Source organism: Pseudoduganella sp. (assembly GCF_041914865.1).
Lineage (GTDB): Bacteria > Pseudomonadota > Gammaproteobacteria > Burkholderiales > Burkholderiaceae_D > Rugamonas.
The window spans coordinates 16,110-40,099 of record NZ_JAYSCO010000052.1 but is presented as its reverse complement, the minus strand read 5'-3'; the positions used below and the strand labels follow the sequence as shown (position 1 = coordinate 40,099).

Sequence of the window (23,990 nt, the reverse complement as noted above, 5' to 3'; positions counted from 1 at the left end):
GCCGGCGCCTGGCGCCGCGCCGGCCGGGCGGGCGGGAGGCGCCCGCGGCCGCAGTTCCTGCCACACGCCGGCCGCGTCGATGCGCAGCGCCATGGCAGCGTCGTGCACGACGATGCCGCCGCGCCGGTCGATGGCCACGCCCTGCGGCTGCAGCGGCAGGCGGTGCGCCACGGTGCCGACCATGCCGTTCGGCGCGATCCGGCGCAGCGCGCGGTTGCCGGCATCGGCCACCAGCAGGCTGCCCGAGGCCTCCAGCGCCAGCCCGGCCGGCTGGTTGAAGCCGGCCTGGATGCCCTTGCCGTCGCCCCGCCCCGCCGTGCCGGCGTGCCCGGCCACAGTGCGCACCTCGCCCGCCGGCGAAATCGCCTTCACCACGTGGTTGCCGGCATCGGCCACGAACACGGTGCCGTCGCGCCCCAGCGCCAGGCCGGCCGGCGCGATGAAGCGCCCCGGCAGCGTGGCCAGCGTGCCGTCCGCGCGCAGCACGCGCACGGCGGCGCCATCGGTGAAGTAGACGGCGCCATCGCGCCCGGCGGCGATGCCGCGCGGCGCCTCCAGCGGCGCGGCGTGCAGCGCCACGGGCGCGCCGGCGATAAGCTCCCACGCCGCGGCGCGGGCGACAGCGGCGTGCGCCAGGAGCGCCGTGGCGGCGGCGGCGGCGATCAGGCGGGTCTTATTCATCCAGCGGGCGGGAGGTGGGAAGGCGCAGCAGGTAGACGGTCACGCCGCAGGCGACCAGGAACAGCATGACCTTCAGCGCCAGGTAGGGCACTTTGTACATCGAATAGAACATGGACGGCCACATCATGGCCATGGCCAGGATCTTGCCGCGCAGCGGGATGCCGCGCCCGTCCTCGTAGTCGCGCAGGTAGCGCCCGAATCTGCCGTGCGTGCGCAGCCAGTTGTGCATGCGGTCGGAACTGCGCGCGAAGCAGGCCGACGCCAGCAGCAGGAAGGGCGTGGTGGGCAGCAGCGGCAGGAACACTCCCAGTACCGCGAGGACCAGGAACAGGCAGCCAAGAGTGACCAGGACGATTTTCATCGCCCCATTATAGCGGCGGGCAGACCCTCGTATGCGACTGGCACACTTCGCGGCAGCCGCTGCCGTCGCCGTGCTCGAAGCTGGCTTTCGGATAGGCGCAGAACAGCGGGAACGATTCGCGCTCGCACATCTGCGTCCACAGGTGCTCCAGGCGCATGGTGGCGCGGTACAGCCCCTCGTCCCACAGCAGGACCACCATCTCGCCGAAGGCGCGCACGCCCGGGTGGTGCTGGCGCGCCTTGGCGATCAGGTCGCCGACGGCGGCGTTGAAGCGCGCCTCGGCCGGCCAGCCGTCGAACATGAAGCGCGCCAGCGTGGCGCGCGCATCGCGCACGATGTACTGGCCGCGCATGGTGGCGTTGCCGACATCGATGCCCTGGCGCTCCAGCCGCGCCGCCAGCGCCGAGCGGTGTTCCGGCGTGGCGATGATGATGACCGCGTCGTTGCGGCGGAAGCCCGCCAGCACAAACTCTTCCAGCGTGTCGAGGAAGTGCTCTTCTTCCTCGTACACCTGGACGCTATGGTCGCAATGGGAGGTGTGCTGCCAGAACTCCTCGATTGCCTCGCGCCGTGTTGCCTCCATTCCCCTCGCTCCTTGAATTGATAAGCAAGGGTAGCAGATGGGAAGGCCCGCAAAATGCGCGCTTTGTCACTGGCGCGGATGAAGGTGGACGGCCAGCCACATGGCGCCGTCCGAGGCGCGCCGCACCGTATGCGGCGTGCGCGCCGGCAGGAACAGGTAGTCGCCCGCCTTCAGCGGCCGCTCCTGCCCGGCCACCTCCAGCAGCGCCTCGCCCTGCAGCAGCACGACCCATTCGTCCTGCTCCTGCACATACTCCTGCGTTTCGATCCTGGCCGTGCTGATGATGCGTTCGATCACCAGTCCCTGGTGCGACAGCAGCGTGTCAAAGCGCTCCCCCGCCTGCGGCGCTTGTGCATTCTCGTACAGATTCCCCATGTCCTTTTCCCTGGTCAGTGCGCGCCAGCATGGCCGGCGTCGCGTGCACCCGGCCCTGGGCATCGATCAGCATAGCCTCTTTCAGGCCAAGCCGCCGCGCCATGTCGCACCAGCCTTGCGGGCCGACCACGAACAGCGGCTTGGAATTGCCGTCCGAACGCAGCCCGGCATCGGCGCCGCCGGAAGTGATGATGGTAACCGATGCCACCAGGTCCACCGTCTGCCCGGTGCGGGCATCGATGATATGGGCGTGGCGTTTGCCCCCTTTCATGAAGTAGCGCTCGTAGTCGCCGCTGGTGCCGATCGCCTCATTGTCGTGCAGGGGCACGCGTGCCACCATGCGCGGCCCGCGCGGATCGCGGATGCCGACCATCCAGGGACGCGCGCCCGGCTGGCCCAGCGCAATGGCGTTGCCGCCGACATTGACCAGGGCCGCCTTGACGTGCGCAGCGCGCAGGATCTGCGCCGCGCGGTCCAGCGCATAGCCCTTGGCGTAGCCGCCGAAATCGAGCATCACGGCCGGATTGCGGCTGCTGACCCGGTTGCCGTCGATGCGCAGGTCGGCCATTCGCGGATTGGCCCGCACCAGGCGCGCGATTTCGGCCTGCTGCGCGCCGCCGTCCTTGATGTCGCTGCTCTGGAAGCCCCAGGCGCGGATCAGGCGCCCGATGGCGGGATTGAAGGTGTCGCCCGAGCGCTGCGCCAGCTCGCTGGCCGAGCGCAGCAGGCTGACCATCTCCTGGTCCGCTTCGAACGGTTCGCCGCGGGCGATGGCCTCGTTCAGCGCCGTCAGCTGGCTTGGCTGCCAGGCGTGGTACTTGTGGTGCAGCCGGTCGAACTCGCGCAGCACGGCCGCGCCCTGGGCCTTCGCCTGTTCGGCGGACGGGCCGTAGATGCTGACCTCGACCTGCGTGCCGAACACATGGCCCTGCACGCGGTGCACCTCATCCTTGCCGCCGCATGCCGCCAGCAGCGGCAGCAGCGCGGCGCAAGCCAGGCGGCGCGGCATGGTCAGGACTTGGTCATGAAGTCGATGGCGGCTTTCACCTCCTCGTCCTTCAGGCCGGGATTGCCGCCCTTGGGCGGCATCATCTTGAAGCCTTGCAGGCCGTGGGTGTACAGCACTTCCTTGCCTTGCTTGACGCGCGGCGCCCAGGCAGCCTTGTCGCCGGCTTTCGGCGCGCCCAGCACGCCGGCGGCGTGGCAGGAGGCGCAGTTGGCGGCGTACACTTTCTCGCCGTTGACGCCGCCCTTGGCGGCTGGCGCTGCGGCCATGGCAGCCGGCGCCAGGAAGGCGGCGGCGATGGCGAGGGTATGGATTGCTTTCATGGTGGTCTTCCTCTAGGGTGGTTGGTAAAAAAATGTTCAGTGCATCGCGTTGTCGCCGGCGCCATGCGCCGGCTGCGTGCCCAGCTTGAGCATGGCCGGGCGGATGGCGGCAAAGGCCAGCACGCGCCCGCCCTCGCGCCGGGCGAAGGCTTGCGCATCCTCCTGCCGCGCAAAAGTGCCGATGGTCGGCCCCATCGCGCCCTCGGCCCGGCTGTCCAGCACATACCAGGCGCTGCGCGCATCGATCCAGTGGCCGCGCGGCCGGTGCCAGTCGGCCTGGCCCATGTCCTGCACATAGCTGGCGCCGACGCCTTGCAGGCCATCCTCGCCAAACAGCACCTCGAACAGCTCGGACAGACTGCAGAAGAAGTCGACCCGCCCGCCGTGGTAGGCGATCTGCGCTTTCGGGCCGGGATAATCCCGGATGCTCATGCCGTCCAGCGCGCAGACGGCGTCGTCGGCCGGTTCGCTGGCGGCCAGGCTGCGCGCGGCCTGGCCGCAGGCCGCCAGCAGCAGGCAGGCGCCGAGGGCGGCGGCATAACGGGCGAATTTCATTTGAACCTCCAGCATGCAATGGCAAAGGGCACGACGATCCAGGCCAGCATGACGCCAGCCAGCAGCGCCGGATTGGTCATGTGCTCGGGCATGACGGTGGCCAGGCCGTACAGGCCCTGCACCTGCTCCGAGCTGAAAATATTCAGCAGGCGGAACACGTCCGCCGGGTTCAGCATCAGCAAGGCGCCGAACACGCTGCTATCGAGCGCGCCCTGCGACAGCACCAGTGCGCCCATCAACACCATGTCGAACACCAGCACGAACAGGAACCACAGGCCGATCGCCAGGCCGCTGGCGCGGATGCGGTTGTGCGCCAGCACCGACAGGCAGAGCGAGAGGCTGAGGAAGGCCAGCCCGAGCAGGATGGCGCTGCCGGCAAAGCCGAAGAAGTGCATGGCGTCGCGCGCATCGAGCTTGTCCATCAGCACCAGCAGGGCCGCGCCGAAACCAAGCGCGCTGGCCGTTGCCAGCGCCGCCGCCAGGCCGGCGAATTTCCCCAGCAGCAGCTCGAAGCGCGTGATGGGCAGCGACAGCAGCAGTTCCAGCGAACCGCGTTCGCGCTCGCCCACGATGGCGTCGTAGCCAAGCAGCAGCGCGATCAGCGGCACCAGGTAGGTCACCAGGCTGGACAGGCTGACGATGGTCACGTCGATGCCGCGGAAGCCCACGCTGCCCTGCTGCGCCATGCCGAACCAGGCGATAGCCAGGGAAAACACGGCGAACACCAGCGCCACCGCCAGCACCCAGCGGTTGCGCAGGCGGTCGCGCAATTCGCGCGCGGCGATGGTGCGCGCCGCCGACCAGTCAAGCCGCGCGCGCATGGCGGCCTCCCAGTCCGAAGAACAGGTCTTCCAGCGACGGCTCGTGGATGGCCACGTCGTCGATGGCGTCGCCCAGGGCAGACAGCAGCTGCAGCAGCTGCATCTTCTGGCGCGGTGCGCACGGCACGCGGATGCAGTCGCTTTCGACCCGCACCTGGTGGCCGCGCAGGGCGGCCAGCACGCGGCCGGCGCCGCCCGCGCGCGCCACCAGGCGGATCTCAGCCGGCATGCTGGCGCCGGCGCGCAGCTGCGCCAGCGTGCCTTGCGCCGCCACCTTGCCGCCGGCCAGGATCACCAGCTCGTCGACGCGCTCCTGGATTTCAGCCAGGATGTGCGAGGTGATCACGATGGTGGCGCCCTCGGCGCGCAGCTGGTGCAGGATGCGGTAGAAGTCGTGGATGCCGTCCGGATCGAGGCCGTTGGTCGGCTCGTCCAGGAACACCAGTTCCGGCGCCCCCAGCAGCAGTTGCGCGAATCCGAGGCGCTGGCGCATGCCCTTGGAATAGCCGCCGACGCGGCGCCCGGCCGCCGCCGCCAGGCCGACCCGCTCCAGCACATTGGCGCAGGCGCTGCGCGCCACCTTTTTCAGGTCGGCGAACAGGTGCAGCAGTTCCAGCCCGGTCAGGTTGTCGTAGGCGACGAAGCTCTCCGGCAGGTAGCCGATGCGGCGCCGCACGTCGCGGAAGGCGGCGTCGCCGGTGCGCACGCCGCAGATGCGCACTTCGCCGGCAGTCGGCTCGACCAGGCCGAGCATCATCTTGAACAGCGTGCTCTTGCCGGCGCCGTTATGCCCGATCAGGCCGACCATGCGGCCGCGCCCGACCGCCAGGTCGATCCCGTCCACGGCCTGCAGCGCGCCATAGCGCTTGCCCACGCCGCGCAGGTCAATCAGCCTGTCGTCCATGCCACTTCCTCCATTCCTTGTTCCAGGGTTGCATGCGCGCGTGCCGGTCGACCACGCTGGGCGCACGCAGCAAAGGGAATTGCCGCGATACGAAGCGCAGCGTCTGTACGGCCGGGCTGTTCAACAGCAGCTTGAGCAGCGGGTACTGCCAGTGCAGGCGGTCCACCACATCGTTGGCCTGGTACAGCACATCGCCCTGGCCGTCGTTGTCCTGGTCCCAGCCGCTGTAGTTGCTCCAGTAGTTGCCCCGGCTGCGGCCCCATTCGACATCGCGCGCGGCGACGAACTTGACCTGCTCGGCGTTGTGGATAAAGTCGTTGCCATCCACAGCGTTGTTACTGGAACCGGCGGTCAGGTGCACGCCGGTGCGGTTGCCGATCACCAGGTTGCCGCGCAGGGTATTGAATTCGGCGTCGTAAATAAAGAAACCGCGTCCGTTGCCGGCCACGATATTGTTCTCGATGACGGAGTCCTGGATGGTGCGCAGCATGATGCCGTGGTCCTCGTTGCCCCAGGCGACGTTGTGGCGCACCGTCAGGTTGCGCACCTCCATCAGGGCCAGGCCGCCGCGGCTCTGGTGCACGGTATTGCCTTCCCAGGTGCTGTTGTGGGTGTTCATGTAGTGCGTGCCGTAGCGCACATGGTGCACGCGGTTGCCTTTGAAGGTGGCGCGGCGCGAATAGTCGACATAGATCCCGTCGCGCACGTAGCTGATGGTGTTGTCGAGTACCTGGGTGTCGTCCGCGTTATAGACCTGGATGCCGTTGCCGCGCATCTGCGACATCAGGTCGCGCCGGCCGGTCACCAGGTTACCCTGCAGGACGGCGTCGCGCGAATTCTCAAGCCAGATGCCGAACAGGTTGGTGACCAGGTCGCAGTTGCTGATCCTGATCCCGTCCGAACCGGGCATGACGTAGATGCCGGCGTTCTGCGCGCCCAGGTCGGTGCCGCTGTCGCGCACGACCAGGCCATGGAGCGCGACATCCTTCGCCTTGACGCGGATCACGTCGCCCGCATAGCCGGCGCTGATGGCCGGCTTGCCGACGCCTTCCAGGCGCAGCGGCTTGTCGATCACGATGCGCTCGCGGTAAGTCCCCGCGCGCACCTGCACCGTGTCGCCGGCGCGTGCCTGGCGGATCGCGGCGCCGATCGATTCCCCGGCACGCACGGTCCACACAGTCGGGCGCGCGGCGGCGCCAGGCGGCGCGGCGGCAAGGAGCGCGGCCAGCACGGCCGCGCAGATGCGCAAGGCACTCATGGTTTTACCCTGCCTTCCTTTTCAGCTCGCTGCGCACGGCATCCAGCGAAATGAAGTAGCCGCGCGCGTCGATCGGCGTCAGCGGCTGGCCGTTCTGTTCGCGCACCTTGCGTTCCTTGGCCAGCGGCGGGCAGGCATGGTCGTCGTAGTACATCACCATGCAGTCCAGGCAGGCCAGGCATTCCTTCTGGTCGATGCGGCCCTGCGCGTCGATGGCGTGCGAACCGCAGCCCTTGGCGCAGGCGGTGCAGGTCTCGCATTCTTTTTTGCGCTTGAGGGCGAACAGGCGGAAGAAACTCGGCACGGCCAGGCCCGCGCCCAGCGGGCAGACATATTTGCAGTAAGGGCGCTCGCTCAGGATGGAGATGCCGAGGATGACCGCGACGAAGGCCGCGAACGGCCAGCCGCGATTCAGCACGCCCACCAGGAAAGTGGTCTTGAACGGTTCGATCTCGGCCAGGTGCTCGGCCAGCTCCATCGAATAGAAGGACACGCCCACCAGCACGGCGAACACGACGTACTTCACCCACTTCAGCTTATCGTGCAGGCGCTTGGGCAGCAGGCGCTGGAAGCGTCCCAGGCCGAGCAGGCTGCCCAGCTTGTAAGCCAAGTGCTGCAGGGAGCCGAACGGGCATACCCAGCCGCAAAACAGGCCGCGCCCCCACAGCACCACGGTCACCACCATGAACCACCAGAAAATGAAGATGAACGGATCGGACAGGAACAGCTCCCATTTCCATTGGTGGAGCAGGGAATGGAACCAGGTCATTACCTGGGTGATCGAGGGCTGCGCCTTCAGGTACAGGCCGAAGAAGCCTACCGAAGTAATCCACAGCAGCGTGCGCGGGATCGTGATCAGCGGCTTGTGCTTGCGGCTGGAGGCGCGCACCAGGCGGTCGCGCTGCGCGTACAGCACGGCGGTGGCCAGCAGCACCAGCACGAACACGATGATCTCGCCCTGGCGCGCCAGCCAGGCCGCCTTCCAGGCCGGCACCGGGCGCTCGACCTTCGGGCGGCCGCCTTCCAGGTAGCGCGCCGGGGTCCAGTATTCCTCATCGAAGTGGACGAAGACCTTGGCATGCGTTTGCAGGTCCAGCTTATTGGCCAGCAGGCTCAGTTGCCACGGCCAGGCCGGATTGAAATTGGCGGAACGGACGATGAAGATCGCCGACTCCTGGTAGGCCGGCGCGTCGGCCGGTTCCAGGTGGTACAGGTTCAGGTAATCGGTATCGCGGAAGGTGAAGCGGTCGGTATCCTGGCGTACCTGGATGCGGTCGTAGATGCCGCCGCGCACAAAGCCCGAGCCCTTGAACGAATCGCGCCCGTTGCCGATGATGAAAATGGCGTGTTCATCCTCCTTCAGGCCTTCCATCAGGCGCGCATAATTGCGCTCGCCCAGCAGGCTGATGCCCACGCTCGGCACGTTCAGGTAGCCAAAGTGCAGGTCCATATACGGCTTGGCGCCGGCGGGCAGGCCGACATCTTCGGCCTCCACCCGCAGGTGCCGGACCGCGCCCTCCTTGACGAGCGCGGCCCAGCCCAGACGTTCACGCAGCGGCGTGAAATGGGCGCGCGGTTTGACCATCCCCTTGAAGATGCCCACCTGCTTGCCGATTTCATACGCGCTTTGCGCAATGGTCTGGTTCTCGGCTATGGCAGTCACGGTGGCCCCGCTGATCGCATCAAGATCACCACCATCACTTCCAAGGCCGAGTTCCAGCTTGGCGTCGCCGGGCTTGCCGAAATACTGCCTGACGAACTTCGTCAGGACGGTTTCGGGAATACCCGCCAACAAAATTGGTTCCGAGTGCTTCAGGATGCGCACCCCGGAAATCACACCTTTGGTATCCATGCCGATCAGCGTGACCATCGGCTTGCCCGAGTAGGCCGGTATGTCCACCACATCGGTGGACAGGAACACGTAGCCGACCAGGCGCTGCTTGCCCTGCTCCAGCGCGTAGCCCTCAACATAGGCCGGCGCGCCTTTGCGCCTGGAGAAGACCGTCGCCGCCGGCAGCACTTCGCTGCAAGGGGCTTCGGCGCACAAATCGGGGCCGCTCATCAACGCCGCGGACAGCACGGTGTCGTACATTGAGGCGGCCGTGGCGGGCGCTGCGCACAGCATCGTGAGCAGCGCCGCCCACAGCAGGGAAATCAAGCGAAGCATGGATACACCACCCTTGCGGGTTAACCCTCCACCAGGAAGCGGCTGCGCATTTCAAGGTGCAGCGCGTGGCAGAAGTGCGTGCAGTACATCCAGAACGCACCGGCGTGGTCCGCCTTGAAGGTGACCGACTTGGTCTCCTGCGGGTTGACGATAAAGTTGATGTTGTAGGTCGGGATCGCGCAACCGTGGGTCAGGTCTTCCACCTTGTCGTGGTTGGTCAGCGTGATGGTGACCTCGTCGCCCTTCTTCACCTTGATCACCGGCATGCTGAAGGCCGGCGCCTGCGACATCAGGCGCACATGCACCTTGTTGCCGTTGCGCGTGATGCCCGCGTTCTCCGCCGTGACCTTGTTCGGGAAATCGTCCAGGTTGTAGATCTGGCGCGTCTTCACGATATCGCGGCGCACGATGATAGCGTCATGCGGTTCAGGATAGGCGGTATGGTCGGAGATGATCACCATCTTGTCGCCGCTGATGTCGATCAGCTGCTCGGTTTCGCTGTGCAGCGGACCGACCGGCAGGAAGCGGTCTTTGGAGAACTTGTTGCCGGAGTTGTAGAACTTGCCGTCGGCCTCCTTGGTTTCACCCATCGAGGTATAGCCATGGCCCGGCTGGTAATGCACGTCGACGCGGTCCAGCACCACTTTGGCGGCCTTGTCGCCCTTGAACTGGGCGATGGCGGCGGCCACGTTCCACTTCACGATCTGGCTGTCCAGGAACAGGGTGGTGAAGGCGTTGCCTTTGCCGTCGAAGGCGGTGTGCAATGGGCCCAGGCCGATCTCCGGCTCCGCCACGACTGCATCGCGTTCGGTCTTCAGTTCACCGTCGAACCACTTGGCCACCAGGGCCACTTCGATCACGGTGGCGGTCGGCGACAGTTTGCCCGAGCACACCATGTACTTGCCGTCCGGCGAAGCGTTGACGCCGTGCGGGTTCTTGCTGACCGGGACGTAGCACACCACGGCGGTCTTCGGATCGGCATTGGCGGCTTTGCGGCCGTCCACCACCGGCACCTTGGAAGAGCCGATGGTGGTGAACTTGCCGGCCTTGACCATCGCTTCGATGCGCGCCACGTCGAAGAAGACGCAGGCATCGCGTTCGGCGGCCATCATGCCCGCCTGGTCCGGCGCATTCTCGGAGTTGTACTGGTTAGAGCAGGCAAAGCGGCCGTCGTAGGACGTGGCCACCAGGTCCATATTGCCCTCCACGCGCACTTGCCAGCGCACGGCCATGGTTTCCGCATCGACGCAAGTGAACAGCGAACCCCACTTGGACGGATCATCCAGGTCGCGGCCGTCGTTCGGGAACGGGATGGCGAATTCGCCGCCGCAGAACACGCGGGTGGTGTGGTTGATCGACTTGTCGACCGGGTCGCACTTGTCCGGGAAGGTACCGTGGAAGCCCTGCACATTCGGCAGCTCGGTGATCTTGTCGCACTCCATGGTGTCCATGCGGATGCGCGCCAGGCGCGAATGCAGCTTGTCGTTCACCCACAGGTAGCGGCCGTCATAGGTACCGTCCTTGTAGCTGCCATGCACGTGGTGGGTGTCGCCGGTGGTGTATTTCAGGCTGCCGTCGGCCTTGGTGCCGAGGATAGCCTTGGATTCGTTGGTGATACCCCAACCGACCATAGGATCCATATTGAACACGGGGATACGGCGCAGTTCGCGTCCGGACGGGAAGCCGATGATGCGCGCTTCGCCGGAATGGCCGCCGCTGGAGAACACGTAATAGTCGTCCAGCTGGCCAGGCTCGACGTGAGCCTTGCTGCCGCCGTGCGACTTGGCCGCTGCGGCGGATGCCGAAGAAGAACCGGCAGCCCCCGCGCCGTTCTCTTTGCAACCTGCCAGCACGCCGGCACCGGCCAGGCCGAGCGCCGCACTCTTACCCAGGAAACGACGACGGCTGCTTACTTCCGTGTCGTGCACATCACGTTCGCTACCCATGTTTCAATACTCCTACTCTGTGTTATTCCAGGTGAGGACTGTACGGAGTTTGTCGATTAATTAAATTGACTCAGGTCAAGCGCTTTCAAATTGAGAGGGTCTCCCATGAAATACGTCCTGTCGTGCCTTGCTTCTGTTTTAGCCGCTGGCAGCGCGCTGGCGGCGCAACTGCCTTCCATCCAGCTGATCGAAACGTCGATGCAGGCGCAGTTGAATGTGCCGCTGACGTTCGCCCAGGTATTCGCCAAGGGCGACCTGAAGGCGGGGGAAAGCGTGACCGCCACCTACAAGGGCGCCGCCCTGCCGATCCAGTTCGACGTCAAGGCCACGCACGACGACGGGTCGGTGCGGCACGCGGTGTTCAGCGCCATCGTGCCGCAGCTGGCCGCCGGCGAGAGCGCCAGCCTGCAGCTGGCGTCGTCCGCCGCCCCGCCGCCGGCGCTGCCTGCCTTCCGTCCCGGCGCGCTGCTGGCGAGCGGCTTTAACACGGTGGTGCGCCTGAACGTGGGCGGCGTGGTGTACAGCGCGGACGCCGCGCAGCTGTTAAACAGCAAGCCATACAAGCACTGGCTGAACGGCTTACGCGCCAATGAGTGGCAAGTCTCGGGGCCGGTGGTAACGGCGGCCGGCGTGGCCCATCCCCACCTGTCGGTGCGCTTTGCGATCCGCAACTACCCGTTCCCCAACGCGGAAAGCCCGGGCCCGACCCGCGTCGACGTCACCGTCGAAAACAACTGGGCCTTCGAACCCGATCCGAAGAACGTCACTTACGATGCGGAAGTCCTGGTGAACAACCGGCCCGTGTACAGCAAGACCGCGCTGACGCACTTCCACCACGCGCGCTGGCGCAAGGTGTTCTGGACCGGCGCCGAACCGAAGGTGCATGTGCGGCACGACGCGGTGTATGCCTCCGCCACCGGCGCGGTGCCCAACTACGACCGCAGCATCGTCCCTTCCGCCAGCGCGCTGGCGAAAATGAAGACCGACTGGGAAGCGGCCGACAGCGGGCCGATGGCCATGCCCTTTATTAACAAGTACATGCCGGCCACCGGCGGCCGCCCCGACATCGGCCTGCACCACGCCTGGGGCGCCATGTACGTGCTGAGCATGGATGCGCGTGCGCGCCAGGTCACCATGGGCCTGGGCGACCTGGCCGGCAGCTGGCCGGTGCATTACCGCGACAAGGCGACGGATGAAGTGGTGTCCATCCTGCAGTACCCTTACGTGCGCGATGTCCGCATCAGCAGCGACAGTTACAATCCGGTGACCAAAAAGCACGAGGACATGCCGCGCTGTACCTCGACCGAAGCCGGTGCCTGCAGCACGCCCTATTCGCCCGATTCCGCGCACCAGCCCTCGCTGGCCTACCTGCCCTACCTGTTCACCGGCGACGCCTACTACCTGGACGAGCTGCTGTTCTGGGCCAACTGGAACCTGACCACGATGAACCCGCATTACCGCGGCCTGGCCAAGGGCCTGGTGAAAGGCAACCAGGTGCGCGGCCAGGCCTGGAACCTGCGCACCCTGGGCCACGCCGCCTACATCACGCCGGACAGCCACCCGATGAAGGCCTACTTCAAGCAGATCCTGCAGAACAACCTGGACTTCTACAACAGCACATTCGCCGGCAGCGCCACCAACCAGCTGGGCTTCATCGACAATACCGCCACCAGCTACGCCGTGGCCTACGGCGGCCCCACCGGACCCAATACCGGCATCGCGCCCTGGCAGGACGACTTCTTCACCGCCGCCGTCGGCCACCTGCATGAAATGGGGTTCGCCAGCGCCAAGCCTATCCTGGACTGGAAGGCGCGCTTCCCGATCGGCCGCATGATGGCGCCGGGCTACTGCTGGATCGACGGCGCCGTGTATGCTCTGATGGTGCGGCCCGGCGCCACGGCAGCCTACTTCAGCACCCTGGCGGAGGCTTACCAGGCCACCATGCGCAAGAACGACGGCACGCCGCTGGCGAACAGCACCGGCGCGCTCTACCTGGACCAGCCCTGCGGCAGCCAGGCCCAGGCCGACTGGCGCACACAGGCCGACAAGGACGCCAAAATCTGGCGCTCAGCATGGCAGGCCGGTGAAATGACGGGCTACTCCACTTCGCCGGAAGGCTACCCGGCCAATATGCAGCCGGCGCTGGCCATGGCCGCCGCCACCGGCCTGCCCAATGCGCGCGAAGCGTGGGCGCGCTTCGCCAGCCGGGCCGCCAAGGCCAACTACAGCGAACGGCCGCAGTTCGCCATCGTGCCGCGCTGATTCGGACGGCCGCCAGCGCGCGCCCGAAGGCGGGCCGCGCGACGCAGCGCTGCAGGCAGGCGCTGGCGGCCGGGTATGCCTGCTGCGTGGCGCTGCCGTCCAGCAGGCGCAGCACGCTGGCCAGCATGAAGTCGGCCGCGCTGAAGCCGCCCGCCAGGTACGCGCAGCCGGACAGCCACGCTTCCAGGCCGGCCAGAGCGCGCTGCACCATCTCCTGCCGGGCGACATGGCCCGGCCTGCTGCCGCAGCGCGCCCAGGCCATTGTCGCGCGCTGCGCGCAGCAACTAAGGCTTGATCTCAGTGCCCAGTACTTTGAGGAATTGCGCCATCCATTGCGGATGCGCGGGCCAGGCCGGCGCGGTGACGAAATTGCCGTCCGTGAGCGCCTGGTCCATCTCCAGCGCCACGTACTCCCCGCCGGCGCTGCGCACTTCCGGCGCGCAGGCCGGGTAGGCCGAAATGCGCCTGCCCTTGACCACACCGGCCGCCGTGAGGATCTGCGCGCCGTGGCAGATGGCCGCCACCGGCTTGCCGGCCGCCGCGAACTCCTGCACCGTTTCCAGCACGCGCGTGTTCAGGCGCAGGTATTCCGGCGCGCGGCCGCCGGCGATCACCAGTGCGTCGTACGCCGCCGTCCGCACGTCGTCGAACGTGGCGGTCAGCGCGAACTGGTGGCCCGGCTTTTCGGTATAGGTCTGGTCGCCCTCGAAGTCATGGATCGCGGTCTTGACCTTCTCCCCCGCCTTCTTGCCGGGACACACCGCGTGCACCGTGTGCCCCACCATCAGCAGCGCCTGGAACGGCACCATGGTCTCGTAATCTTCCGCGAAATCGCCCGTCAACAGCAGGATTTTCTTGATGCCCATTCCGATCTCCTTGTCTTAGCTTGCATGAAGAAATGCGCTTCGCTTCGCAGCGCGGCTGACCAGAATAGCACTGCCCGCAGGCGACTGCCGGCAATGACAGGTATCATATGAATACCACCTTTCATGCCACAACAATGAAAATCGGATTCCTGTTACCGCCCGGCTTCCAGATCATGGGGCTGGCCGCCGCTTCCGCCTTTGAGCTGGCCAATACCTCGGCCGGCCGGCGCCTGTATGACATCGGCTTTTTCTCGGAGCACGGCGGCAGCGTCGCCAATTCCTTCGGGGCCGCCATTGAAACGCAGCCTGTTGCCCGCCGCCGGCTCGACACCCTGATCGTGTGCGGCCTGGTGGCGCCTGCGCCGACCGCGACCGGCCTGCTGGCGCGTTTGCGCGCGGCGGCACGCCTGGCGCGGCGCACCGCGTCGGTCTGCACCGGCGCCTTCCTGCTGGGCGAAGCGGGGCTGCTTGACGGCCGCCGCGTCACCACCCACTGGATGTTCGCGCGCGAACTGCAGGAACAAGTGCCGGCCGCGCAAGTGGAGGCCGACCGCATCTTCGTCAACGACGGACAGCTGTGGACCTCCGCCGGCATGACGGCCGGCATCGACCTCGCACTCGGCATGGTGGAAGCGGACTTCGGCGCCGAACTTGCCGCGACGGTGGCGAAAAAGCTCGTGGTCTACCACCGCCGCGCCGGCGGCCAGTCGCAGCATTCCGCCCTGCTCGAGCTTGGCGCCAGGAGCGACCGCATCCAGCGCGTGCTGGACTATGCGCGCCAGCACCTGCAGCGCCCACTCACCGTCACCGAACTGGCCAACGTGGCCCATCTCAGCCCGCGCCAGTTCAGCCGCGCCTTCACCATGGAAACCGGGCAACCGCCGGCAAAAGCCATCGAAAAACTGCGCGTGGAGGCGGCGCGCCTGATGGTCGAGCAAAGCCGCCTGAGTGTCGAGGAGATTGCCCTGGAAGCCGGCTTCAGCGACGCGGAGCGCATGCGGCGCGCCTTCCTGCGCGCTTTCGGGCAGCCGCCGCAGGCTGTGCGGCGGCTGGCGCGGATGTCTTGAAACGAGGGTTTTACGACATTTACGCCATAACCTGTGCAACCTATATTGAAGGCATCCGCCACCCTCCGACAGGAACTTCGATATGAGTACGCTCAACACCGCGCTGGCCGCCATTGCGGCCGCCAGCACCCTGCACCTGCCAGCCGGCGCCGGCCAGACTGAAACCGGCTTGGTCCAGGTCAACCCCGACATCACCCTGCGGCGCTTCATCGTCGCCCACCCCAATCCGAAGGGGACCGTCCTGCTGCTGCACGGATTCCCCGAAACCGCGCGCGCCTGGGACCAGGTCGCGCGCCAGCTGGCTACCGACTACGAGGTCCACGCCTTCGACTGGCCCGGCTACGGTGGATCATCGCGGCCTCCGGTGGAACGTTTCGCCTACGCGCCGCGCGATTACGCCCGTGTGCTCCAGCAGTACATCCGTGCCGCCGGCATAGACAGCCGCAATCTGGTCATCTACGCCACCGACATAGGCGGCCTGCCGCCGCTGCTGCTCGCACTGGAGGAACCCGGTATCGCGAAGAAGATCATCGTCGGCGACTTCGCCCCGCTGGATCGCCCGCACTACATGGCCGAGCGCTTGCGCAACCTGAAGGCGCCCGAGACAGCGCAAGCCACCCGTGCCGCCATCAACCAGACCTATCGCGAAATCATCGACAACGCCTTCCACCGCGGTTTGCCCGCCGGCACCCAGTTCGAGATCAGCCCCGATTTCAAAGCCGACATGCACGAGGGATGGCAGCGCGGCGGCATCAGCAGCGGCGACGCCTTCTACCATTACTACTCGCACTTCACGCGCGACCAGGTTCACCTGGAACAAAACCTGGCGCGCCTGGCCACGCCGGTGCGTGTGGTATGGGGCGCTCTCGATATCTATATCGATAGGAAGATGGGCGAGGAGTTCGCCGCCCGCTCCGGCCGGCCCTTTGCCGTTCTGCAGGGCCTGGGCCACTATCCGCACCTGCAGGACCCGCAGCAAACCGCCAGGGAGATCCGCGCCGCCTTCGATTGAACGCGCTACTTCAGCACTTCAGCCGCGTCGACGATTTCCACACCCTGCAGCTGGCCGAGCCAGGCGTCGAACCACGGCTTGTGCGATGCGCCGACGATGGACAGCACGCGCGCGCCGGGCCGCTCGCGGAAAGTCTCGCGGATATTGGCCACCATGCGCAGGTTGCGCACCTCCCAGCCGCCGACCCATATTTGCGGATAGCCTTCGGCCGACCTGGCGCGCATCATCGGCAGCACGTTGGACTCGGCGTAGATACGCATGCTGTCCGGCGCGTTGATGTAGCGGTACAGCGGCACCAGGTCGTCCGCCTGCGCCAGCTCCCCTTCGCGCTGCTGCATGGCCTTCATTTCCGCATTGCCCGAGGCCCATACCGCCTCGATCGACTTCACGAAAGCTTTGATATCCCGCACGTCGATGCGGTCGCCGGTGTGGTTGTCCACCGCGTACACGCGCTGGTGTCCCAGGCGCGCCGCCAGCGGCGCGGCGATCAGGTTGTCCTCGTTCTTGCGCTGCATTAGCTTGCCGAGGCGCTCGACCAGCTTCGCATTCAAGCCATCGCCCTCGCGCCGCTCGGCCGGCGCCAGCTGCAGCCATTGCACCTGGGCCGATGCCGGCTCGTTCGCCGCCAGGAAGGCGGCCGCCAGGCGCCGCCGCTGCGCTGGCGCCGGCTGTGCAGGCCAGCTCTTGAGCGTCCTGTCCACCTCGGCCAGCGCGGCCGGGATATCGAGGCCCGTCGCCTCCTGCGCCGCCTTGGTGCTCGGGCACCAGTCCGGCCCGTACTTGGCCGGATGCCGCGCGGCCAGGTCGCAATCCTCGCCCGGCTCCTGCTCGATGGTGATGATGTCCGGCCTGTAAGCCGCCAGCCGGTCGATCACGCTATCCAGTGCCGCAGGCTTGAAGCCGGCCGGCATGCCGCTCAAATGCATGGTGCCCAGCACCAGCACTTTCGATTTGGGACCGGCCATGTCCCGGTCCAGCTGCGTCAGGTCTGCCTGCGCCTGCGCCAACAGTGGTGCCGCCGCCACTACTGCCACTACTGCCAATGCTGCCTTGCTCCATTTGTCCATATCGCCCTTTCGCGTTGTTGCCAATCGGAGCGGCGATGGTAAAGGGGCGCGCGCTGCGCCGCCCTGCCGATCCGACAGCCTGCAGGATCGTGGGAATGGAAAGCAAAAAGGGCAGGCTCCCACCCGCGGTGCGGCCTGCCCTCAAGGACGCTGAACCGCCCTTACTGGCGCATCGGGCGCAGCAAGGCCGGCTGGCCAAACTCCACCAGCTCGGCGTTCGACTTGCGCAGGTAGGCCGACCAGAATTCGGCCAGCGCCTGCATGGTCTTCGGATCGCGATAGGCCTTGGCGTTGGCGGCATCGGCCGACAGCAGGCCGGCGCCCATCACATACACCTTGGCGCCGCCGAAATTGCCCAGCAGCTTGCTATCTTCCACCGCGCGCAGTTCTTTGCCGGCGTCGATCTTGCGCACGGCCTTGCCTTGCTCGGCGTAGAAGTTGGCGACCGTGGAGTTCTCCAGCATGTCGGACACGATCAGCACGATTTTCTGCGGCGAGCGCGATTCGGCCGCCAGCGCGGAGACGGCTTTCAGGCTGGCCAGCACGTCGGACTTGGCGATGGAACCGCTGCTTTCGGCAAAGGCGGCGCGCAGTGCGCCGCCCGCCACCTGCATGGCTTGCGCCGGCTGGCGCCCCAGGCACTGTTCGAACTTGGCCAGCACCGGCTTGGAGATATCGTCACGCACCGCCTTCTCCAGCGGCGCCTCGATACGGCCCGAGGCCAGCACTTCCGTGTAGCGTCCCTGGGTGTAGGCCGAGAACACCGCAATCGAAAATGCGTGGCCGGGCTGCAGGTAGGACTTGACGTTGTCGGCCACCAGCTGCTTGAGCGATGGGCTGAGTGGCGTGGTCTGGTCGATGGCGACGATCAGCTCCGTTTCCGGCACGCGCGGCGCAGGCAACGGCTTCTCATAGCAGCTGCGGATGGCGTCGAGCTGCGCCGCCATCACGGAGCCGGAGAACAGCAGCGGGGCAGCCAGCAAAGTCCACTTCACAGCAAGCCCTCCACTTCCGCATCGCGCGCCTTGCGCTCGGCTTCCGCCTTCTGCACGCGCAGCGCTTCGATCACAGCGGCGCGGGTGTCGGCCGGCAGGGAATCGAGCAGGTCGAGCTTGGCCTGTTTGTTCTCGCCCAGCGCGGCAAGGCGCGCCAGCACGTCGGACAGGCCCGCCACGGCGGCGTCCTGCGCGGCCGGGGCGGCCGGCGCTGGTGCCACCGGCGCGGCCGCTGCGGGAGCGGCAGCCGCTGCCGGCACCTGTGCTGGCGCCTGTGCCGCTGCCGCTGCCGCAGCCGCAGCCGCCGCTGCGGCTTCCGCCTGCGCAGCCTGGGCTGCCGCCAGGGCGGCCTTTTGCGCGGTAGCTTCGGCATGGCGGCGCTGGTCATCGCGGTCCGCCTCGTCCAGCACGCGCGACTCCTGCATGAAGTCGCGGAACGTCTTCTTCAGGCGGGTACCGACCGTACCGCTATCGCCCGTATTTTTCATGATGCGCTGCTGCAGCACGGCCAGGCGCGCCTGCGCCGTATCCGCCGTACGGCGATAGTTCTCGCGCACCGCAGCATAGCTGGAATAGCGCCCGCCACCGATATCGCGGAAGGCCTGCGCGCTTTCCTTGCCGGCAAAGCCCCAGCGGAAGCCAAAGATCACGCCCAGGATCTGCAGGAACACAAAGATGAAGGCCAGGATGATGAAGGTAGCCCAGCCGCCGTGGCGATCCAGGCTGGCCTCGTCCGCGACCGCCTTCTTGTCGGCGCTGCTGTCCGAAGCCTCATCCGCGCTTGGCAGGCGCACCGGGTCGGCCGACATATTCATGCCATCGGCCGCCGGGGCGGCGCCCTGCGTCGTCTGCTGGCTGGCCAGCGTCACGCGCGCCGCCAGCTCCTTCTCCAGCACCTGGCCGCGCACATAGGTCGCAAAGCCGGCGATAATCACCACGAACACCAGGGTGCCCCAGCACAGGAAGTAGTTCGGATGCGCGCCCACGCGGCTGCACAGCTGGTTGCAGGCCGGTTCATGGTTGTCCTTGGTCTGCGGTTCATCCAGGCCCAGGGTGCCGTCCTTCAGCGGCGGTTCGCAGCCGTTGGCCACCCACACCTTGCGCGCATTCTTGATCAGGTTCGAGCGATACAGCTGGTGGCCCGCCAGGTGGGTGAATGCCACCAGCACCACCGAGATCAGGAAAGCGATGCCGTAAGCGCCCGTCTGCTGCAGGTTCTCACTGGCGCCTGGAATGGTGTAGCCGGCCAGCACGTAGGAGAAACCCATTGCCTCGACAAAGACCATCACCACCGTCAAAGCCCAGATCCAGCCCGGCATCGAGCTGCGGCCATTGTCGCCAGCCTTTTTCAGGTAAGTCTTCTTTTCGTTGAAGTCATGCTCGTCCTGGATATGCGCGAAGTCCTTGTACTCCTGGCACAGGGTGCGCTCGGCGGTGTACCAGCCGGGGAACGACTGGTCCGCGCTCGGATCGCGCGACAGGCGCGCAATGCGGCCGATCACCGGGAAACTGACCCAGGTGTTAAACCACCACCACTTCACCTTCTCCCACAACAGCATGATCACCACCGCCGCGCACAGCGTGCTGACCACGCTCCACGCCAGCAATGGATAGGTTTGAAAGAACTCTTTCATTGCGTTTCCCCTTTTATTTTTGGTAGATCTTTGGTTTGAAATCTGCTGCGTACTGCACCGCGCCGCGCTCGTACACGATACGGCCCGCCTTGGCCGCCGGACCGCCTTCGCTATGGAACACGATGTCGACGCAGGACAGGCCGGCGCGGCCGTCCAGGAACACGCGGTACAGCAAGCCGCGTTCACCCAGGTAAGTGTTCACCTCCGGCGACAGGCTGACGTCCGGCACCGGGTTGCTGTTGCGCGCCGGGTTGTAATTGGCGTAGACCTTGAACTCCGGCAGGTTGGCCAGCGAACCGTCGCCCGCCAGCACGGAAACCTTGTTCAGCACAATCTGGTGCGCGTTGACCTGGTCGGTCCAGGTTTTGCCGTACAGGCCGGGCAGGAACTCGCTGGTGCGGTAGGTCTTGCCGCTGGCCAGCGACTTGACCCCGTGCGCCACGCGTGGCCGGTCGCGCGTGCAATCGGCCAGGTCGGCCATCTCGGACGCATGCGCGCTGCTGATCAGGGAGAAGTAGGACTTGTTCGATTCCAGCTGGCCGATGCTTGCGATGGCGCTGGATTTGGCCAGCGGCATGCCGCCAAAATCCAGTGCCGGGCCGCTGCTGCGCGCGCGGGTGGCGGCGGGCGCCGCAGGCAGCGCCGGGGCGGCCGGCGTTGCCGCTGCGACGCGCGCGCCAGCCTTGGCCGCAGGCGCCTTGGCTTCCGCCACCCTGGCTTCTGCCGCCCTGGCTGGTGCGGCCTTCTCCTTCGCCAGCCTGGCCGGCGCCGCCGGTGCGGCTGGCGCGGCAGGCTTTTGCTGCGCCGCCGGGTCGGCCGGACGCGCGGCCGCCTCCTGCGTGCGATAGAACGCATAGCGCGGCTTGCGCGCAGCGAGGAAACGCTCGAAGGTGCCGGCATCGGCCACCTCCACGATTTCAACGCGGCGGTTGCGCGCACGTCCTTCTTCGCTGGCGTTATCGGCAATCGGATAGGACTCGCCGGCGCCCTGGTAGAACAGCACGTCGCGCGGGATGCCCTGCTTCTCCATGAATTCCGTCACGGCCTTGGCGCGGCGCTCCGACAGATCCGCATTCAGGCGCGAGCTGCCGGTATCGTCGGTATGGCCGATCAACAGGATCTTGCGCGACGCGATCTGCGCAATGTACTTCTGGCGCTCCGCCGGGTCCTGGATATGGCTGGCCATGGTGCGCGCGGAATACGATTGCGCGATCGCCGTGAAGTAGGACTGCGCGCGCGGCGTCAGCTGGTCGGAATTGCTGTCGAACTGGGCGCCCTCGCCCTGCTTGTCGCGCACTTCCACCACCATGCCAACGCCCGCGTCCTTGCTGCTGCTGGCCTGCGCCGGATCGCTCGCCGCCTGCACCGTGCCGTCGGCCGACACGTTCGCCACCGTCATGTCCAGCTCATACTGTTTGGCCACGCGCGCCAGCTCGCAGCGGCGGCGGTCCATATCGTGGCCAATCAGGCCGCCGGCGGCAGCGCCCACCAGCGCGCCCAGGATTCGGCCCTTGTCCGAATGCTTGACCTGGTTGCCGATGATGGCACCGGCGATCGCACCGACCGCAATGCCGATATTGCGCGAATTGTTCGAGCACGGATCGTCGCTGGCGAAAGTCTCTTTGAACGAAGGCTGGCCGGTCCGTGGATCGGTTGCGCAGCTCGTCAACATGGTGGCGCCAACTACGGCGACTATGGCTTTCTTCATACGCATCCCTCGATATTTAACCAACAATAAGGTTATTCATTTTACAAAAATAGATCTTCTCACAAAATTTGATTCATAGAAACATTATTTCCTAATAAATATGATCAGAATGTTGTTTTGACCTATACAGTCTAGAAAGGCGATAGGTCCCAGGCTTGAGGAAGATCAAAGGCTCCGGCGCCGGATTTGCTGTCCGCAAACGCTCAGCGCTGTCCCGCCCCCGAACACCGGTGCGGGCGGCAAATTCGTCCCAGTGAGCCGGGCCAGCGGGATGCGTTTATGATGTTCGCCAGATCAGGCACTTCGACCTGATCCAGACATGGAGACAACTATGAAGACACTATCCCGCTGCCTGGCGGCGGCCGCCCTGGTCGTCGCCGGCATCAGCCCGGCCCTGGCAGCCAACGACGTATTCCTGCTTGGTACCCTGTACAAACGCCACGAGCAGGTACCGGCGTATAACGTCGAAACACTGGTACGCATCGTCGAAAAGGTAGCACCGGACGTGCTGGTGCTGGACGTAACCCCGGACGAGCTGCGCAAGCGCAGCGTCTTCCCCGGCAAGGTCGAATACACCAACGGCATCTTCCCCTTGATGGACAAGCGCAAGTTCATCACCTACCCCGCCGAGCCGGCCGAACCAATGTTCAGCGAGATCGTCGAAGCGGTGAAGTCGCGCATCCAGCAGTTCGACAAAGAGCAGCCGGCGCTGTCGGCCAGCTTCAAACGCACCGAAAAGAATATGTACGCCATGCTCGGCAAGCACTGGAGCAGCGCAGCCCGCGTGCAGGATGACGTCACGACTGAAATGATCGACGCCAGCGCGCGCCTGCACGCCGAAATCCTGGGCCCGGTGATGAAGGACGCCGACGAGCGCTGGGACAAGCACACTGCGGATATGGTGAAGCGCGCCGTCAGCGAACACCCCGGCAAACGCGTGCTGGTACTGACCGGCATCCGCAACCGCCCGCTGGTGCAGCGCAACCTGCAGGGCGATCCGGCAATCAGGCTGGTGGACATGCCAGCCTGGCTGACCCAGGCCGGCTTCTAAGCGCCCCCTACTTCGCCGCCCCGGCGCCCTCCAGCGCCGGGTAGCGCGCCAGGGTGTAAATGATGGTGCCCTGCTCGAACGCTTCAACGCGCAGGGTCACTGTCGGCAGCACCAGTTGTTGCGCCCCGCTGGCGTCGTTCTGTGGCACCAGGCTGCCGGTGCGATAGAAATCCTTGCCCACAAAGCCCGCAATGCTTTCCTCCGTAATCTGCTCGTGGTTCAGATGCCTGAAGCCGCGCCTCTCAACCCGCGCACTTAGCTCACGCATCACCTGCTCTGGCGGCGCATTGAGGATAAGGTGGTAAGCCGCACCGCCGGCAGCAGGCGCGTAGAGCAAGCGGCGGACGGGCGCACCGAAAGCCCGCACCGTCTGGACTGGCTTGTAGAAGTAAGGCGTGTCGCAGCAGAACAGATCCTGCATCGCCTTGCCCTCCGCCGGCACTTTCTGCCAGCCGCGCAAGCAAGCGATGGCATTGCCGCCGAAGCAGGTGCGGTAACCCATGCTGGCATCGAGGAACAGCTCCTCAACCGGGTTAGCCGTGGCAGCGCCGGGCGCATCCGTCGTGGCCCTGACGATGTCCCAGCGCCCCTCCGCATTCTTCTGCCAGGCGAAGTGGGAATCAAACCAGGCCCGGGCGAGTTCCGACGGCCGATCCCCCGCAATTTCCCGGGAGGCGCCGGGCATGAGCGGCATGGGGATCGGATCACCCAGCTTGCCCTGCGCATCGACCACAATAACCGCGGTCGGCGTCGCAGGAGAATCGGCCAGCGCAAAAGCCTTGAAGTCCGGCGCAAGGCCAGCCAGATACGCAAACTTCGAATGCTCCGCGCCCCTCGGCACCGCAAACACCTGCAGCGGAAAGGCCTTGAGCAGGAAACCAATATGCGTGCCCGACTCCACTTCAAAATAGCGCAAACCAGGCCCCACAGGCTCGCCCAAGGTCAGACCAATGCGATCGCCATCAATACGCTCGACAACCGGCTTTCCCTTGCGCTCATACACCACATGAAGCGGACTTTTGTCGCCAGCGTAGACGTAGCTCAGGACCGCAGGAGCCCCGGTCCCCTCCCATGGCTTGCTGATTTCGGATTTTTCGACGACCACCTTCGCAGCATGGAGGACCCGGTCAAGATTGTGGCCCGTACCATGAAAACTGCCCCAGCCAGAAGGGCGATAACGAATGTGAAGGACGGTGAACGGCCCCACCTGCTCGGTCGACTCGACCTCCTCCCCATTCTCCAGCCACTTGGCGTATGGCCCGCTGGGAGGATGGTCCGAGTTGCACGAGGCAAGCAGGAATGCGACGGCGAGCAGGGAAAACCGCGATAGCGCTGACGGTCGCATAAT

The 23,990-nt window shown here is 66.1% G+C and carries 21 protein-coding genes and 2 pseudogenes; 4 read left to right on the top strand and 19 right to left on the bottom strand.

The window, feature by feature from the left end; all coding sequences use genetic code 11:
- The 12 genes and pseudogenes from ACE3TQ_RS20515 to nosZ all read right to left on the bottom strand — a co-directional run.
- Nucleotides 1-681, bottom strand: a pseudogene (locus ACE3TQ_RS20515) (hypothetical protein); the annotation flags it as partial.
- Entirely contained in the window at nucleotides 674-1,042 is a 369-nt protein-coding gene (locus ACE3TQ_RS20510; RefSeq protein WP_374584456.1) for a YbaN family protein, read from the bottom strand. The gene ACE3TQ_RS20510 and the pseudogene ACE3TQ_RS20515, both read right to left, overlap by 8 nt.
- A gap of 7 nt (nucleotides 1,043-1,049) precedes the next feature.
- Nucleotides 1,050-1,625: an MEDS domain-containing protein gene (locus ACE3TQ_RS20505; protein WP_374584454.1), complete on the bottom strand. Its 576-nt coding sequence runs from the start codon at nucleotides 1,623-1,625 to the stop codon at nucleotides 1,050-1,052.
- A 66-nt stretch (nucleotides 1,626-1,691) separates the two neighbouring features.
- On the bottom strand, nucleotides 1,692-2,000 hold the full coding sequence (locus ACE3TQ_RS20500) for a cupin domain-containing protein (RefSeq protein ID WP_374584452.1): 309 nt from the start codon (nucleotides 1,998-2,000) through the stop codon (nucleotides 1,692-1,694).
- Nucleotides 1,948-3,009: an FAD:protein FMN transferase gene (locus ACE3TQ_RS20495; RefSeq protein WP_374584450.1), complete on the bottom strand. Its 1,062-nt coding sequence runs from the start codon at nucleotides 3,007-3,009 to the stop codon at nucleotides 1,948-1,950. The genes ACE3TQ_RS20500 and ACE3TQ_RS20495 overlap by 53 nt, the downstream gene beginning before the upstream one ends.
- Before the next feature lie 2 nt (nucleotides 3,010-3,011).
- Nucleotides 3,012-3,329, bottom strand: coding sequence for a cytochrome c5 family protein (locus ACE3TQ_RS20490; RefSeq protein WP_374584448.1), 318 nt, complete (start codon nucleotides 3,327-3,329; stop codon nucleotides 3,012-3,014).
- A 36-nt stretch (nucleotides 3,330-3,365) separates the two neighbouring features.
- On the bottom strand, nucleotides 3,366-3,884 hold the full coding sequence (locus ACE3TQ_RS20485; protein ID WP_374584446.1) for a nitrous oxide reductase accessory protein NosL: 519 nt from the start codon (nucleotides 3,882-3,884) through the stop codon (nucleotides 3,366-3,368).
- Nucleotides 3,881-4,705 carry an ABC transporter permease subunit gene (locus ACE3TQ_RS20480; protein WP_374584444.1) on the bottom strand — a complete coding sequence of 275 codons (825 nt, stop codon included), beginning with the start codon at nucleotides 4,703-4,705 and terminating at the stop codon, nucleotides 3,881-3,883. The genes ACE3TQ_RS20485 and ACE3TQ_RS20480 overlap by 4 nt, the downstream gene beginning before the upstream one ends.
- On the bottom strand, nucleotides 4,689-5,609 hold the full coding sequence (locus tag ACE3TQ_RS20475) for an ABC transporter ATP-binding protein (RefSeq protein WP_374584442.1): 921 nt from the start codon (nucleotides 5,607-5,609) through the stop codon (nucleotides 4,689-4,691). Before ACE3TQ_RS20475 ends, ACE3TQ_RS20480 begins: the two co-directional genes overlap by 17 nt.
- Entirely contained in the window at nucleotides 5,590-6,867 is a 1,278-nt protein-coding gene (locus tag ACE3TQ_RS20470; RefSeq protein WP_374584440.1) for a nitrous oxide reductase family maturation protein NosD, read from the bottom strand. The genes ACE3TQ_RS20475 and ACE3TQ_RS20470 overlap by 20 nt, the downstream gene beginning before the upstream one ends.
- A 4-nt stretch (nucleotides 6,868-6,871) precedes the next feature.
- Nucleotides 6,872-9,034, bottom strand: coding sequence for a 4Fe-4S binding protein (locus tag ACE3TQ_RS20465; protein WP_374584438.1), 2,163 nt, complete (start codon nucleotides 9,032-9,034; stop codon nucleotides 6,872-6,874).
- A gap of 20 nt (nucleotides 9,035-9,054) precedes the next feature.
- Entirely contained in the window at nucleotides 9,055-10,980 is a 1,926-nt protein-coding gene (gene nosZ / locus ACE3TQ_RS20460) for a TAT-dependent nitrous-oxide reductase (RefSeq protein ID WP_374584436.1), read from the bottom strand.
- 105 nt (nucleotides 10,981-11,085) lie between these two features.
- Between nosZ and ACE3TQ_RS20455 the strand changes: the two genes are divergently transcribed.
- Complete coding sequence (locus tag ACE3TQ_RS20455) at nucleotides 11,086-13,242, top strand: hypothetical protein (RefSeq protein WP_374584434.1); 2,157 nt, start codon at nucleotides 11,086-11,088, stop codon at nucleotides 13,240-13,242.
- A 43-nt stretch (nucleotides 13,243-13,285) separates the two neighbouring features.
- Here the strand turns inward: ACE3TQ_RS20455 and ACE3TQ_RS20450 are convergent.
- Together ACE3TQ_RS20450 and ACE3TQ_RS20445 are read right to left on the bottom strand one after the other, a co-directional pair.
- Nucleotides 13,286-13,453 (bottom strand): annotated as a pseudogene (locus ACE3TQ_RS20450) (hypothetical protein); the annotation flags it as partial.
- Nucleotides 13,454-13,526: 73 nt separating this feature from the next.
- Nucleotides 13,527-14,108 (bottom strand): DJ-1/PfpI family protein, encoded by a 582-nt coding sequence (locus ACE3TQ_RS20445; protein ID WP_374584432.1) that lies wholly within the window; start codon nucleotides 14,106-14,108, stop codon nucleotides 13,527-13,529.
- 134 nt (nucleotides 14,109-14,242) lie between these two features.
- Here ACE3TQ_RS20445 and ACE3TQ_RS20440 point away from each other — a divergent pair, with 134 nt between their 5' ends.
- A complete protein-coding gene (locus ACE3TQ_RS20440; protein WP_374584430.1) occupies nucleotides 14,243-15,175 on the top strand; it encodes a GlxA family transcriptional regulator in 933 nt (310 codons plus the stop codon).
- A gap of 82 nt (nucleotides 15,176-15,257) precedes the next feature.
- Nucleotides 15,258-16,187 carry an alpha/beta fold hydrolase gene (locus ACE3TQ_RS20435; RefSeq protein ID WP_374584428.1) on the top strand — a complete coding sequence of 310 codons (930 nt, stop codon included), beginning with the start codon at nucleotides 15,258-15,260 and terminating at the stop codon, nucleotides 16,185-16,187.
- 5 nt (nucleotides 16,188-16,192) lie between these two features.
- Here the strand turns inward: ACE3TQ_RS20435 and ACE3TQ_RS20430 are convergent, their stop codons facing one another.
- The 4 genes from ACE3TQ_RS20430 to ACE3TQ_RS20415 all read right to left on the bottom strand — a co-directional run bounded on the left by ACE3TQ_RS20430 (nucleotide 16,193) and on the right by ACE3TQ_RS20415 (nucleotide 21,591).
- Complete coding sequence (locus ACE3TQ_RS20430) at nucleotides 16,193-17,254, bottom strand: DUF5694 domain-containing protein (RefSeq protein WP_374584426.1); 1,062 nt, start codon at nucleotides 17,252-17,254, stop codon at nucleotides 16,193-16,195.
- A 161-nt stretch (nucleotides 17,255-17,415) separates the two neighbouring features.
- Nucleotides 17,416-18,249, bottom strand: coding sequence for a hypothetical protein (locus ACE3TQ_RS20425; RefSeq protein ID WP_374584424.1), 834 nt, complete (start codon nucleotides 18,247-18,249; stop codon nucleotides 17,416-17,418).
- Nucleotides 18,246-19,883 (bottom strand): hypothetical protein, encoded by a 1,638-nt coding sequence (locus ACE3TQ_RS20420; protein ID WP_374584422.1) that lies wholly within the window; start codon nucleotides 19,881-19,883, stop codon nucleotides 18,246-18,248. Before ACE3TQ_RS20420 ends, ACE3TQ_RS20425 begins: the two co-directional genes overlap by 4 nt.
- A gap of 13 nt (nucleotides 19,884-19,896) precedes the next feature.
- Nucleotides 19,897-21,591 (bottom strand): OmpA family protein, encoded by a 1,695-nt coding sequence (locus ACE3TQ_RS20415; protein ID WP_374584419.1) that lies wholly within the window; start codon nucleotides 21,589-21,591, stop codon nucleotides 19,897-19,899.
- 331 nt (nucleotides 21,592-21,922) lie between these two features.
- On the opposite strand from ACE3TQ_RS20415, the gene ACE3TQ_RS20410 reads away from it, so the two are divergent.
- Entirely contained in the window at nucleotides 21,923-22,642 is a 720-nt protein-coding gene (locus ACE3TQ_RS20410; protein WP_374584417.1) for a hypothetical protein, read from the top strand.
- A 7-nt stretch (nucleotides 22,643-22,649) separates the two neighbouring features.
- Here the strand turns inward: ACE3TQ_RS20410 and ACE3TQ_RS20405 are convergent, their stop codons facing one another.
- Nucleotides 22,650-23,987 (bottom strand): hypothetical protein, encoded by a 1,338-nt coding sequence (locus tag ACE3TQ_RS20405; RefSeq protein WP_374584414.1) that lies wholly within the window; start codon nucleotides 23,985-23,987, stop codon nucleotides 22,650-22,652.
- Nucleotides 23,988-23,990: the final 3 nt, after the last annotated feature.